This is a genomic window from Stenotrophomonas sp. pho (assembly GCF_006228405.1).
GTDB classification, from domain to species: domain Bacteria; phylum Pseudomonadota; class Gammaproteobacteria; order Xanthomonadales; family Xanthomonadaceae; genus Stenotrophomonas; species Stenotrophomonas sepilia.
This window is the reverse complement of record NZ_CP029759.1, coordinates 1294766-1308319: the sequence shown is the minus strand read 5'-3', so window position 1 is coordinate 1308319 and position 13554 is coordinate 1294766. Positions and strand designations below refer to the sequence as shown.

The following is a 13554-nucleotide window of genomic DNA, read 5'->3' as shown; positions in this document are numbered from 1 at the left end:
CAACATGGGGGCTTCAATGACACTGCAACATGGATGGCAGGCTTGCCGAAACTGCCACGCTTCCGACAGCGATTTGCGCGTTGAGGGGCGATGGCATCTCCGCGCCAATCCCGGCTATTGGGGCACCAGCGAACCCAAGGTCTTGGTGCTGGGGTTCTCCAAGGGCGCCACCCAGATCTCCGCGTCTCAATCCGGCAGCTTTGATGGGGTCGCCTTCGCCCGCATGCGCCCTCGCTTGCGCCAGGTGCTCGATGCGCTGGGCATCGACCTGGGAACGGAAACGGTTGACCAAGCGCTCTCGGCGTCGAGCCGTTGGCTGGGTGCGGCTTCCCTGATTCGCTGTGGCCTCTCGTTGGACATCGACGGCAAGCTGACCACCAGCGGCACCATCATGCCCAAGGCGGTCTCCGCGGCATTCACCCGGCAAGTCATGCGCTCCTGCGTGGAGCAGCACTTGAGCCCGCTGCCTGCCAGCGTCGAAAGGGTCGTGATGCTCGGGACCACGGATGCCTACATCAAGGGCGTCAAAGCCCTGATGCGCAACCAGTTCGCCGACTACCAGGACATCAACGAGGTGGCCTTCACTGCGCAGGGCCGAGTCTGGGTCTTCGCCGCGCATCCGAGCCCCTCCAACGCTGAGTTCAAGCACTGGCTGGGCGGGGACATGGGTTCGACGTCGGGGCGAAAGCTGCAGCTGGCAGTCCAAGCCCTTGGTTCAAGGCCCGTGGCGCCTACTGCACTCGCATCGGTCATTGCCGTCGCCAAGGCCGCTCGCCCCGCCGCCTCTTCGACTCCCCCCCAGCACCAGTTTCCAAGGACCGCGTTCCGATGACCAGCACCACCGATGACCGCTTTGCCCAGACCTTCCACCTGGTTCGCGGTGATGGGAAGAAAGTCGTCCCCGTCATGATGAAGAACAAGGACACGGGACGCGTGGCTTTCCGCTTGGCAAAGCAAGGGAACACCAAGGACGTTACGCTTGAGATCACCGACGAGGCAGACCTCCTTCGCAAGTGCGAAAGCGGCCTCTACCAAGTCCGGGTGCAACCACTGGACAAATCGTCCCCTCCAAGCTTTGTCCGCCCGCAGCTCAAGCACCGCATCGTGAAAGGCCGCGCCTGACGGCTACTGCCCAAAGCCCTGCCGCTGGCGGGGCTGTTGGGTCGGCCACTGGACTCTGGGCGTCGGTTGTAGAGCCTTCTGGCGCCGAGCCTGCTTGAACACTTCCAGCAGTTGGCGGGCCTTGCGCTCCGCTTCGCTTATTTTGGCTTGGGCCACCCTCTCCTGTTTCTGTTCCTGGCGTTCCTTTAGCAGCGCGTCGAGCTTGCCTTGGATGCCCGTTCGCTGAGAGGCTGGACGTTGAGTGGTGGGACGTGCAGCTGCCCCAGGGGGCTGGACAACCGGCCGTTGCGGATCGTCTTTCAGTCCCGCGTCCAGCACGGTCTCTTTGAGGCGTTCCAGCCCCAGACGTTCGTTCAACCGCTCCACGTCATCGGACGTCGCATACATGCGGTAGGAACCCTTCGTGAGTCGGGTGTAGGCCACCAGGGCGCTGTGGGCGTCGAGCATGCCCAGGTTCGCCAGGTGGTAGACCTCCCGCTTGCCTTGGCCCTGGCTCTTGTGAACCGTCCCGGCATAGGAATGCGTCAGTGCTTTCATTTCAAAGCTGTTGAACGTCAATCGCCGGCCATCGGCCTTGGTCTCCGAGCGAATGGAAACGCTGATGTCGTAGCCGCCCGCCCTTGAGGGCTTGATGTTCTCCACCACGGCCTGCGTGCCATTGATGACCCCCAGGTCCTTGTTCTTCGCGGTGAAGACGATCTGATCGCCTTTCGACAAGGCCAAGTCGAACTTGCGCCCCTTGTCCCGGGCCTCGATCACCACCTCTTCCTGGTCCAGCTTTCCACGCTCTTTCAACCAAGCCCGGATGCCCGCATTGAGCGCGGCCACGTCTGCACGGGTGTGGGCGATGACCAACTTCTCCTGCATCGGGGTTGGGTCTTCGAAGTATTCGTGCAGCATGCGCTCGCGGGCGTCCTTCTCCGTGGCCGTTTCGCGGATGGTGTCGAGCAACCGGGCCTTGATTTCGTTGCCCTTGTCGAGGGTCTGCGCCCGGGAACGGCTGGCCTTTTTCAGATCGATGATCTGGCCGCTTTCGTCCGTGGCGTAGAACGACAACGCGGTTTCTCGGTCTTCCTGTTTGCCCTGGCGTCGGATCTCCGTGAGTTTGGCATCACCCACCGCGCTCTTGGTCAACTGAAAGCCGGACCCAGCTCCGATGGGCTGAAGCTGTTCCACGTCGCCCTGCATGATGACCTTCGCCCCCGCCTTGGCGGCGTAGCTGAAAAGCTTGTGGGTGTTGCGCGCATCGACCATGCCTGCCTCATCCACCACAATGACGTCCGTCTTGCGGAACTGCATCTTTCTTTTGTCCAGGTCATGGAGCATCTGCGCCATGCTCACGCTGGACATGCCGCTTTCCGCCTCCAGCTTCTCGGCCGCGGCGTTGGAAACGCAGACGCCCAGCAACTCGAATCCTTGGGTTGCGTAAGCTGCCCGAAAACACTCACTGATCGTCGTTTTACCGGTTCCGGCGAGCCCAGAAAGATTGACCACGCCCCCGCTGCCCTGGGTGATGTGGTCCAACGCGTGGCGCTGCTCCTGGGAGAGTTGAAGGCCCTTGGCCTTCTCGTAGTCTTTCACCACCCGGTCCACGTCGGCCTGGGGCACGTGGTGATGGGTTTCCTTGGCTCGCTCAATCGCGAAGGCCACCACCTCCTGCTCGATCTGGAGCATCCACGGGGCGCAGTAGCGCTCCTGGGTATGCCGCCTTGCCAGCGAGTCGCCCTTGTCGTCGTCGTGCAGGCGCATGGGGTTGACCAGCACCAGGCCGTGCTCCTTCTTGAACGCTTCAACCAAGCCGTAGAGCTCTGGCACGGTCACGCTGCCGGAGTATTCCTGGCCCAAGACCTCCAAGAGGTTGTGGTCGCAGAAGATGGCGTCGGTCTCATGGAGCCACTCCAGCAGTTCTGCCGGGGATTTTTGCTCCATTTCGTGCGCGTTGCCCTTGGCCTGCTTCAGGCTTTCCGTGGATACGTCGAAGCCTTTCAGCGTGTCCTGCCAGTGCGCGATGAGCTCCTGATAAGGCGGCTCGTCCTTGTCTTTGCGCGTGGCCAACGTGGCCTGCTGATTAGACACGTTGTGCTTGGCCGCGTAAGCGAGGATTTCCTTGCGGCGGTTGCCATAGCGATCCGTCACCTCCTCGTCCAGGCCCGCGATCCGCGCGTAGACGCGCCCGGTTTCCTGGCCGTCGTCGTCCAGTTCACGGATGCGGTCCACCCCATAGCCCAGCGCCTTCATGCCCTGGTAGAGCTCGGTCTTGTAGACCTCATCCATGGCTTTGCGGTAGCGGTAGATTTCTTCAGCAGAGAGGCTGGCCTCTTTGCCGTCGTTGCCCAAGGAAAGGTTGTAGAGCAGGTTGTGGGTGTGGAGGTTCGGGCCCATCTCCCCGGTCGCTTCGTCGGCTCGGGCGGCGTAGTGGTGGTGGGAGCTCCAGATCAAGCCCCCCTCCCCTACCCCAATGACGTCTTTCCCGGCCTTGTTGCGCCGGGTTTCGGACATGGCTTCGAAGGCTTCCATCGCCCGCTGGACCGCGTTGCGGTGCGCGGCATGGATGGCCTCTTGCTCTGCCGGATCGGACGCCAGTGCAAACGCCACGGAGATATCCAGCGGTGCGCTGATTGTCAGGTCAAAGCCGATGCGATGCCCACCGGCCAGATACGTGACCACCTTGCCGTCTTTGTCGCGCAACGGGGCCTTGCCGGTCTTATCAAAGCGGACTTTGACCTGTCCGCGATCCCCGGCTCCGTGGCATAGCGCTCGACCGGTCTTGGGGTCAAATCCATCCGTCAGCGGAATCATCAGCTCTTCCGTGGCGCGGACGCCTGCCAGACCCAGGTGCTGGGCCAAGCCGCCGAAGAACTTCGATTGCGCCTCTTTGCTCGGCGCGGAGCGGCTGTAGTAACCCACGGCCATGCTTGCCTGCTCGGCTTCTTCAGAGAGCTTTTCCTGGGCCAAGAGGTAGTAAATCGACGCAGAACCACCCTTGGTTCCCCCGGCGTTTCGCTTCAGCAGTGTGGTGTTGATCATGAGTTCTCCAGGTCCTGGCTATCCCTTCAGATCTACCAAAACCCTGCGACTCCACAACCCCACTACTTGCGGAAGATGGCTTCCAGCTCGTCGTCTGAAACGGCGCGGAGCTTCGGCGGCGTGGCACCGCGTTTTTGCAGCTCCGCGGCGGCCTGGTCGGCGGTCATCTTCAACACGCGCTGGACCTCTGCGGCGCTCTGCGCGTCACTCTGTGGCATGGGTTTTTGCTCCACTGGGCGAGCGCCCTGCTTCGTCCACCTCGCCCGCTTCTGCCCCTCTCGAACCTTCGGATAACTCACACCCGGCCAGTCCAGCAACAACAAATCGCCCGTGGTCTGCACGATGGCCCGGATGCCCCAACGTTCTTTGCCGTAAGCCTTCCCTTTGCGGAAGCCCAGATCGTCCGTGAGGCGCCCTGGCGGAACAACGGATTTCGACTCCTCGTGGACGGTCGCCTTGTCGTCATGCGTGCGCCAAGCCACGGTGCGCTTGCCCAGGTTCCGGGAGATTCTCTCCCGGGTCTCGCCCACCTGGAGCTGACACACGATGTGTGTGCCGACCAACCCAGAAAACGCCTGAGCCGTCTTGTCACCGTAGACCTTCTCGACTTGGCTCCAGTCCTGCACGGCCATGCAGGCCACCACGCCTTTCGACCTGCCCAGGGCCAGCAACGGCTCGATGTTGAGCTTGCCGGCGGAAGTGAGCTCATCGAAGAAGAACCCCAGGAATCGCCCGGCTTCGTCATCTGGCAGCGAGGGGCCGATGATTTCCGGCACCGCGCAGTTGATCATGGCGGAGATGTAGGCCTTGGTTAGCACCTCGTCTGGGCCCGATTGAACGATGACCTGCTTCCGACCCTCATAGGAATCTTTGATCCAGTCGAGCATCGAGAACATGCGGTCCGGCTTGCGCTCCGGCCACGCCAAGGCCAGGCGCTCGATGACCGCGGTGCCGTTGGCGAGCACGGCCATGCAGCTCGATGTGGTGTTGCTGTCGGGATTGGAGATGAGCGCGGCGGCGCGGGGATAGTGGATTGAAAGCGCTTGGGACATGGGTCCGGCTGGGCGGGCAACCAACGCGGCCAACTCTGCCCACCCCCAGCTCTTGCCCTTCGTGGCCTGGAGTTCGCGCACGCACCCTTCCAGCAAGGCTTGCGCCGCAGACGCCCAGAATGCGCCGCTGCCCTCCTCCGGGGGGATGATGCTTTGGGACAACGCGGCGGCCTGGGTTTGCGTCGCCACGTCACGGCCCACGTCCCAGATCCAACTGCGTTTGTCGAAGGGGCAGACGATGACCGGGTGCTTAAAAATGGACGTAAAGTCCCCTTTGATGTCGTAGATGAAACTTTTCTTTTTGAGACGGACCGTTTGCTCCAGCAGGTGCTTGAGGATGACGCTCTTACCGCTGCCCACGCTGCCGTAGATGAACATGTGCCGGGCCAGCAGCTTCTTGCTTGCGATCCAGTCGGGATGCAGCGACAAGGCATGCAGCTCGTCTTCCTGCTCTTTCTTCGTGAGCGAACGACGCCGGGCTTCAGTCAGGGCCTCTTTCCCCTGTAGCAGTTGAGCGCCGGACACATGCCAGGTATTTGAGCGCGGGATTAACCCCCGACGCGTCACCCAAGCCGACGCCCACCCGGCCAAGCAAGCGGCGACGCCGACCCGTGCCAACGTGCCAAACGTGGCCTGCTCCTTGGCCACCTCCCAGAATGCGGCGGCAGGCTCTCGGAATGAGATCGTGCCGGTGGCAAGGTTGCCCAGCGCTGCCAGGCTGCCAGTGAGGGCCTGGTTGAAGTTCATGAGCGTGTGACTGCTGGGCACCTGCCAGCCCAACCAAAGCGCTGCTGGGAAGACCAGACCAGCCACACACGCCCCAGACAGCAGGGCCCGGGGCCAATAGCGGACGGCCCGACTTGGTTCGATGCTCGACGGGACCGTCCAGCTCCAGCAGTCATAAATCGTGGACTTGCTCACGTGCCTTCTCCCGGTGAGCGTCGCCCGGCTTGCGCCCCTCCCGATCCAACTGCCCCGGGTCCGCGCCTGCGGCCATGAGCTCCAGGCAAACGCGGGCCTGCTTCCATTGCGCAGCGAGATGCAGTGGGGCCTGGCCGAAGTGATTCACCTGCGAGGGATCAGCTTGGACTTCCAGAAGCCGGCGGACGATGACGTGACTTTCGGAACGCACGGCTTGGTGAAGCGGACGGTCGCCCATCGCGTCGGGCTGGTTAGGGTCAGCCCCCAGGTGCAGCGCTGCGTCCACCACCTCGGGCGCGTTCAACGAAATGCCTTCTTCCAGCCACGTTTGCGAAGGGACGTTGAACGTCAGCTCGGGATGGAACGCGTGCGCGGACGCCAGAAGTTCCGCCACATGGAAGCGGGCGAGTTGGGGTCCGTGGGCGTCGATGAGCTTCAGTTCCAATGCTTCCGCTTGCTCAGGCGTAGCTCCGTAACGCTCCATCAGTCCTGCCGGGTAGTTTTGGACCGAGCGCTGCATGCCCAGCGCGACGTAGGTCTGGGCCACCCGGTGGCCTTCAGCCATGCTCAACGTCGTCTGCCCATTGGGTGCCGTGAGCGCGGGGTCGGCTCCATGCTCCAGCAACCGACGAACGATGGCCCCCTCGCCCTGGCGCGCGGCCAGGTGGATGGGCATCAATCCTCGGGCATTGGGGCAGTTCGGATCGGCGCCCATCGCCAGGCAAGCATTGACCGCGGCCAAGTTGCCCAGGGTGCTGTTTTCGCAAAGCCAGGTCTGAAACGGTGCGCCGTAGAGCCCCGGGTGTTCGCAGTGCTGGTGCGCGGCGGCGATGACCTCGCTTCCGTGCATCGTGGAGAGCGTTCCGCCCAGGGTTTGGATGAGGTGTTGCTCGGTGGCCTTGGCCTGCTCTTCCGGGACCTCGTAGCGCTGGAGAAGTCCGGCGATGTCCAGTTGGGGAAGCGCCGGGGCCTCCTGCGGCAACTCGGGCTGGGCACGCAGGAGCTGGAGCTGGTCAGCGGCGGCTCGGTTGGCTTGGACTTCTGCGATGGATTGCTGGAGCTGGGCCAGCAGGCCGGCGCGCTCGTCGCTGGGGAGGTTGAGGTAAGCCGGAGCAAGCCGGGTGTGGCCCAACACGCCCGCGTGGATTGTGACGTCCAGTTGCGAGGGGGTGATGCCGGGCTCGACGTGAACCTTGGTTCCTCCAGCTCGGTTGCCCAGCTCCAGGGAAATGCGGTTGGAGAAACGGCTGGGGGTCAGCACCCAGTCAAAACCCGCGTCGGTCTGGGTGTCCAACCCGAAAACCTGGGCCTCTCGGCAGAACCGCGTGGCCAGGTCCAACACTTCCCGCGCATCGGCGGCAGCGGCGGCCTCGTGATGCTTCCCGTAGAACTGGGCCAGCGTCAGGGGGTGGAGGATGGGATGAAGCAACGGCTCGTGGGGACGATTCAAGAAATCGCCCCCACCTGGGTTGCCTGCTGGGTTGTCGTGTTGGGGTTCCATCCCCTTTGCATACCGTCTTTTTCGGTTTTGGCAATCAGCAAGCGATCTTGAGGATGAAAGCCGCGCCAACCAAAACCCCGGTTTGTAGGAAAAGCGAAACGGTGTGCAGATCCATCTGCTCCAAATCCCCCTCAACCAGGCCATCAAGCCAGCAACCCTGCCACGTTGGCGGCCACGTAGCTCACCACCGAAAACGAAAGCAAGGTGATCAGCAGGTTCCCCACGTTGTCCACGGCGAACTCGTAAGCATCGGCAAAAATATACATAAGGGCCTCCCCCGGTTGTGTTTGACTGATTACAGTCAACCACATCCCATAAAACTGGCAACCCTAAAAATCTCGATTGATCGACACTTTTGATGTTTAGTCAAACCTTTTTTTCTCTCTTCCCCAGATGATCAACCCCCACCCCGCTTCTTGCTTTGAGCCGCTTTTTCCGTTTGCTTTTATGGGTAGATCGATCCACTCACAAACAAGGGAACGTGCCCAACAAAAAGGGCCCCGAAGGGCCCTGGATGCGACACGGGGAATGGACCGTCATTGACGGTAGATGTTTTTCTGGACTTGGGCCTCGTGCTTGTCCCAGTCGAAGTTCGCCTCATAGCGCTTCATGAAGTCCGCTTCCTTCTTCGCGCTGGCGGCGTAGTGCGCGTAGCCCAACTTACCAGGCCCCATGGTTTGCTGCCGCTGGGCCGCAGTCAGCATGGGGATGTTTTCCTCCAAGGATTGCCCTCCGTCCTTCTGCTGGCGCTTCTGTCGCCATTCGTCCACGGTGCTGAACACCACTTGGGCGTGCTTGTCTTTGGGCGCGTCTTCAGCGCGCTGCTGCACCTGTGCGTGCAACCGCTCACGCGCGTCGGTGATCTCGTCGGGCTTGGCTTGCTTGGCCCAGTCCAACACGGCTTGTTGCTTCTCCTGGATATCGGCCTGGTCCTTCGCCAGAGACTGGTCGAAGGCTGCTTTCTTCTGCGGTTGGTGGTCGTTTGGACGCTCTCCGGCCAGCTTGGCTCGCCGTTTATCGCGAGCGCCCAGCAGGTCGTTCAAGGCATCGAGGTGGGTATTGCTCATAAAGTCCTCCTTCAAGGAAATGGGTGGTTGGGTCAGCATTGATCGATTTTGGAAAAGGGCAAGGGTTGCCTTGCCCTTTTGGGGCTCAGTCGTTGGGCATCATCTCGGCCAAGTCCGTGCGGCTCACGCCTGCCCGGCAGAGCGAGACAATCGCATTGCCACGTGCAGCGGTCAGGGCCGGGTATTCCTCTTCCAGGAAGAGCGGCAGGACCTCCCGCTTGCCCCCTGTGGGCATGTCGATGTCCCGTGCCAGCTCCTCTTGGCCCACCGTGTCTTCAGCCCCGACGCGCCATTTGCGCCCCGTCGCCGGATCCACGCGAAGCGCGCTCAAGCGGCCTGCGCCCTGCATCAGCATTTGCTCGTAGGCCGCTGCGTAGGGGTGGTTCGGATCGTTGAGAACGCTGTGGCGGAAGTTGGTCAAGCCACCCGAGAAATCGATGCCACGCGTCGGCTCCTTGAAGGTGGTCAACTGAGCCTTGCCCAGCCGCTTCATCAAGTAGTTGCGTGTGACAAACGAGTGGTTGAGCGCGATGACCGATTGCATGGTGTTGGCCAGCAAATCGGCTTCGTTCTCCGACCCGTAGGTGTTGATAAGGCTGTCGTGGCCCTGCACCGCGATCACCGGCATCAACCCCAGGCTTCGGGAGGTGCTGAAGAGCAGCACGTCGTCCGAAGTCAGCAGCAAATGCGCCTCGTCCATCATCAGCAGCACGTCGGTTTGGCCCGGCAGCATTTCGCGCCACTTGTCGCCGTGCGCCCCGCGTGCCCGAATGCCGTTCATGACACGCTGCTTGAGCAACCGCTGCATCATGTCGCCCGCTTCGCCGAACTGGGTGGGGGGCAGGAACAAGCCCACGAACTTCCCGTAAAGCGCCTGAGAGACGTCCACTTCCCCACGTTCGACGGAATGCCACGGGATGTCATCTGCCGTCCGGAGCTTTTCACCCCGAAGCAGTTTTTCGATGAGCCCCCGCGAGTTCAACGTGAAGGACTGGCGCTGCTCTTTATGCATTGCAGGAACGCCCAGCAATGCCCATTCCAGCGAGCTTTGCAGCTGGGACATGGGACGCAGCAAGTCGGGATGGACGGTCTCGGACCGGGTGGCCAAGCGGTTGTGGTAGTCCCGGGAGTAGGCGGCATAGGCCTCCCGCTCTTCGTCAGTGCTAGACGTATCCGGGCGCTCCAACCCCAACCAGTTCACCAACTCCAGCACGCGAGCGCTGGCAATCTCCCCGCCACGCGGCGTCGGCACCACCTGCTCAACCATCGCCAACAGCTTGGCATGGTGGAATGGGGTGTAGAACCAGTTCCGGGAAGCCTCCGCCACAATCGCGTAAGTGCCCATTTGCTCTTCCACGCGAGCCAGCGCCGCTTCCAGGTCTTCCAACCCCAAGCCACGCTTCTCCAACTCCTCCCGCTCCAGCAGCATAATCAACCGGGCGTGCTCCAACCCTTCCAGCTTGGCGATGCAGAAGTCTCGGTAGGCCTGCTCGTGCTCGCATGCGGCCTTCAGGATGATGCCGGTGTGGAAGAGGAACGCGTCGCCGCCGTCGCTCCAGAGCTTGGACTTCTCATCGACCTTGCCACCGGTCGCGCCGCGAAGGGCCTTGGTGATTTGGTCGGGCTCCAGGCCCTCGTAGGGGGCCACCGACATGCCTGCGCGCACGACGATATCAAACGCGTCCTTGCCCAAATCGGAGATGATCGCGCCGTCCTTCGCGTCGAGGATGAGTGCTCCCCCCCGCTGCGCTTCGCATCAAGAACGGTCTCGCCCGCGGCGCTCCCCTTCAGTTCATTCCGCAGTCCTACGGCCAATGCGGACTCGCGATAGCGACGGGCCAACGGCCGCAGCACGCTGAAGGACTTGCCGGAACCGATACGCCCGTAGACGATCAGGCCTTGGGTCAGGTCGCGCCAGGACAGCATCATCACCGTGCCCTTGTCCGGCGCAAAGCCATGGCCGCGGTCGTTCAGGTGACCAGACGCTCGACCCACCTTCAAAAGCGGGGTGTTGTCGCGCAACGCTTCGGCAGCCTGCTGCTCGCGGGCCTTCACGTGGGACTTGGACAGGGCACCCTGGGTCGCCAGGTTGTTATCCATGTTCTGCAGGTAGAGGCGAGCGGCCGTTTGAACGAAGTTGCCTTCCGTGAACTGCAAGGCATACATGGCCGCGATCACAAACGCCACGGCCACGCCCATCCCGTCCGGGAGAAGGGAGCCAATCCCCACCAGGGCCAAGATCACCACCATCCACTTCATCATCTGAATGAAGCGCTCGGCGGTTCCGCCCAGCACACCCCGGTGGGGATGCGAGGCCGCACTCAGGAAGGCCGCGAACAACAGCAGGCCAGGAATGGTCAAGATCAGAAGAACGATGCCCGCCATTTTGGCAAAGCCCGCGGCGACCGCCATCATCTCCGCTAACTTGCTCATGGGGTCAGCCGCTGTTTGCTGGACCTGCTCGATGCTGGCGGCGTCCACATGGAGCGCGGACGACAACGCCGCCGAGGCGGTTGCAATCAGCACGGGCAGCACCATCAGGGCCAGGCCCTTGAAGGCTTCCTTCATCCCTTCCGCTTGCTTCAACGCAACAAAGTAAGGAATCGCGGCCAGCAGCACCACGTAACTAAAAGCGCCAATGAGCGAGCCCAAGAAGTATTGAACCGCACCGATCAGCGGGAAGGCCAGATACATCAGCGAGGTTGCAGTGCTGTCGCCGCCCAGCGCCATGTCGTCCCCCAGCACGAAGCCTTCGGCACGACGTCCTTCCTTGGTGATGATCATGCGGGCCTGGGTGTTGCGCAGATCCTCCGGAACCTTCGGCCACCACGGATGGAACCGATCCAGATCCAGTTCTTCGGGCACAACCAGTGCCATCTCTTTCTCGTCGAAAACCGCGCCCGCTTGGACCGCCATATCTACATCCTCTGGGGGAACGTCCAGCACGCGGCTCTTCACGCGGTCGCTCACGTCAAAGCGCCCGACCAAGTTTTCGTAGCGGTCATTGCCGTCCAGAATGATTTGCTCCAGCGTGCTCGACGCTTGATCGTCCTTCTTGAACAGCTTGCGGCCAATACCGACCGTCCAATCCATCAGCGATAGCAACATGCTCAGTGCCTCCCGTTGTTGTTGTTGTTGGTTTGAGATAGCGCCTGACACGCCACGATTTCCTGAGGCGTGATGGTGCCGCTCGTCCATTTCTTTTTGCACTCGTTCAACGACAACGAGGGCGCGAGTTGGATCGCCGCCGGCGAAGGGCGTGTTCCTTTCACTTTGTTGACGACCAATGCCCCAAAGCAAAGGGCCACGCACGCGGCGGAGGTGACAAGAAAGCCGGCTTTGGACACATGTTTTTCGCTGGCGTGCCGAACCTGGCTGGCGCGCAGGGCGTCCATCCTCCAGGCATCAAAGTCCTCATCGTTTGCCACCGGCATCTTCCGGTCCGCCCGCAGGTAGTAATACGAGGTCAGAACGTTTTCCCTGCAATCGGAGAGCCCAAAGCTTTCTGGGTTACCAATGAAGAAGCGCCCATGCAGGTTGAGCCACTTCGATCCGAAGTGGAGCTTTCCGGGCTTTCGATACTGCGTAAACAACCACCCAAACATTTTTCCTCCATCTTTCATGGATACACATTCTTTCTAGCAAGGCTTTCGATAAGCGCAAGCTCTTCACTTGATCTTTTTTGCCCAAGCGTCGATATCGCTGTTGGCTTGGTCCTGCCAATCGTTTTTCGGCTCGGGTTTAGCAACAGTTTTCGGGACCGGCTTAGGCTTGGGTTTCGCCACGGGCTTTGCAGCCGGTTTCGAAACCGGCACCGGCTTTGACGCTGGGGCGCCTGCCGGGGTCTGGGCCTTAGGTGGCTCTGCCAGCACCGGGGCTTCCACAACCGGGGCAGCGACCGCGGCCTTCTCTTCCACCGGGGCAGGCACGGGCTTGGGCTCCTCAACCTGGGGTGGCGCGGATACAACCGGAGCAACTGGCACGGCGACGGGGCCGGGGCAGTCACTGCTGCAGCCGGTTTGTCTTGGAGCGGAACGGTTTCGCTGGAGCGGTGAGTGGTCCACCACGCCAACGCCCCACCCAGCACCAGGACGACCACGCCCGCACCAGCCAGAAGTTGCCAGCCCTTCTGGTTGCTGGCCTTCGCCGACGCCTCACCGGCCGGATTGGCCTTGGGGGCTTCCGGTTTCACCGGGGCCCGGGTCGACGTCGCCTTGGGGGCCGGTGCCGGGGCTTGAGCCGGCTTGCTCGGTTCGGGGTTCGAAACAGACGGGACCACCAGCTCGACAGGCGCTGGAGCGGCAGGCGTTGCGTCCACGGCTTCACTGACTGCAGGCGTAGGAACACTGACCGGCTCCACGGCGACCGGCGCGGGGCCTGCTTCTGGTTCTGGTGTCGGCTCGGGAACCACCTCCTCAACAACCGGCTCGGGCGCTTCGGGAGCGGAATCGGTTTGAACGGGCTCGGGCTCAACCACCCGCGGCTCGGGCTGGGCAGTCGCTTCTTGCTCGGCCAACGCCTGGGCGCGCTCGACTTCCAGGCGTGCGTTCTCTGCGGCTTCGGCTTCCCTGCGTGCCTTGGCCTCTTCCGCACGACGGGCCAACGCTTCTTGCGCCTCTCGCCCCTTCTCAGCGGCGACCGAGGCCGCTTGCTTGGTTTTGTCTGCCAAGGCTTTGCCAAAACTTGCAGCCAGCCGGCCTGCGGTTTTCAAGTTTTCTTTTGTCGCATCGCTGACGAGCTTCTCCGCGTCCGTGGGCGCGGTGGTCTTGGCTTGTGCTGCTTTGGCGAGCAGCTCGCGCTGCTTGCGTTGTTTGATGAGTTCTTCGGGTGTCATGGTTCCTCCCAGGCGCTTGAAAAAGATTTG

At 62.1% G+C, this 13554-nt stretch carries 11 protein-coding genes; 2 read left to right on the top strand and 9 right to left on the bottom strand.

The features are described from left to right. Window positions 1–16 precede the first annotated feature (16 nt). A complete protein-coding gene (locus tag DL544_RS06180; protein ID WP_139726886.1) occupies window positions 17–832 on the top strand; it encodes a hypothetical protein in 816 nt (271 codons plus the stop codon). Then, complete coding sequence (locus DL544_RS06175) at window positions 829–1122, top strand: hypothetical protein (RefSeq protein WP_139726885.1); 294 nt, start codon at window positions 829–831, stop codon at window positions 1120–1122. The genes DL544_RS06180 and DL544_RS06175 overlap by 4 nt, the downstream gene beginning before the upstream one ends. A 3-nt stretch (window positions 1123–1125) precedes the next feature. Here DL544_RS06175 and mobF read toward each other — a convergent pair whose 3' ends face one another. The 9 genes from mobF to DL544_RS22215 form a co-directional block, all read right to left on the bottom strand. Then, window positions 1126–4149, bottom strand: coding sequence for a MobF family relaxase (gene mobF / locus DL544_RS06170; protein WP_139726884.1), 3024 nt, complete (start codon window positions 4147–4149; stop codon window positions 1126–1128). Window positions 4150–4211: 62 nt separating this feature from the next. Then, window positions 4212–5948, bottom strand: coding sequence for a type IV secretion system DNA-binding domain-containing protein (locus DL544_RS06165; protein ID WP_235648848.1), 1737 nt, complete (start codon window positions 5946–5948; stop codon window positions 4212–4214). A gap of 151 nt (window positions 5949–6099) precedes the next feature. Next, a complete protein-coding gene (locus DL544_RS06160; protein WP_162792543.1) occupies window positions 6100–7572 on the bottom strand; it encodes an ankyrin repeat domain-containing protein in 1473 nt (490 codons plus the stop codon). A gap of 194 nt (window positions 7573–7766) precedes the next feature. Beyond that, window positions 7767–7889, bottom strand: coding sequence for a hypothetical protein (locus DL544_RS21625; protein ID WP_255313069.1), 123 nt, complete (start codon window positions 7887–7889; stop codon window positions 7767–7769). A 270-nt stretch (window positions 7890–8159) separates the two neighbouring features. Next, window positions 8160–8690: a hypothetical protein gene (locus tag DL544_RS06155; RefSeq protein ID WP_139726882.1), complete on the bottom strand. Its 531-nt coding sequence runs from the start codon at window positions 8688–8690 to the stop codon at window positions 8160–8162. A gap of 85 nt (window positions 8691–8775) precedes the next feature. After that, complete coding sequence (locus tag DL544_RS21620; protein ID WP_255313123.1) at window positions 8776–9390, bottom strand: TraM recognition domain-containing protein; 615 nt, start codon at window positions 9388–9390, stop codon at window positions 8776–8778. Window positions 9391–10199: 809 nt separating this feature from the next. Beyond that, window positions 10200–11798 (bottom strand): hypothetical protein, encoded by a 1599-nt coding sequence (locus DL544_RS21615; protein ID WP_255313068.1) that lies wholly within the window; start codon window positions 11796–11798, stop codon window positions 10200–10202. Window positions 11799–11800: 2 nt separating this feature from the next. Then, on the bottom strand, window positions 11801–12313 hold the full coding sequence (locus DL544_RS06145; RefSeq protein WP_176556909.1) for a hypothetical protein: 513 nt from the start codon (window positions 12311–12313) through the stop codon (window positions 11801–11803). Further along, window positions 12310–13524, bottom strand: coding sequence for a hypothetical protein (locus DL544_RS22215; RefSeq protein ID WP_139726881.1), 1215 nt, complete (start codon window positions 13522–13524; stop codon window positions 12310–12312). Before DL544_RS22215 ends, DL544_RS06145 begins: the two co-directional genes overlap by 4 nt. Between the last annotated feature and the right edge of the window lie 30 nt (window positions 13525–13554).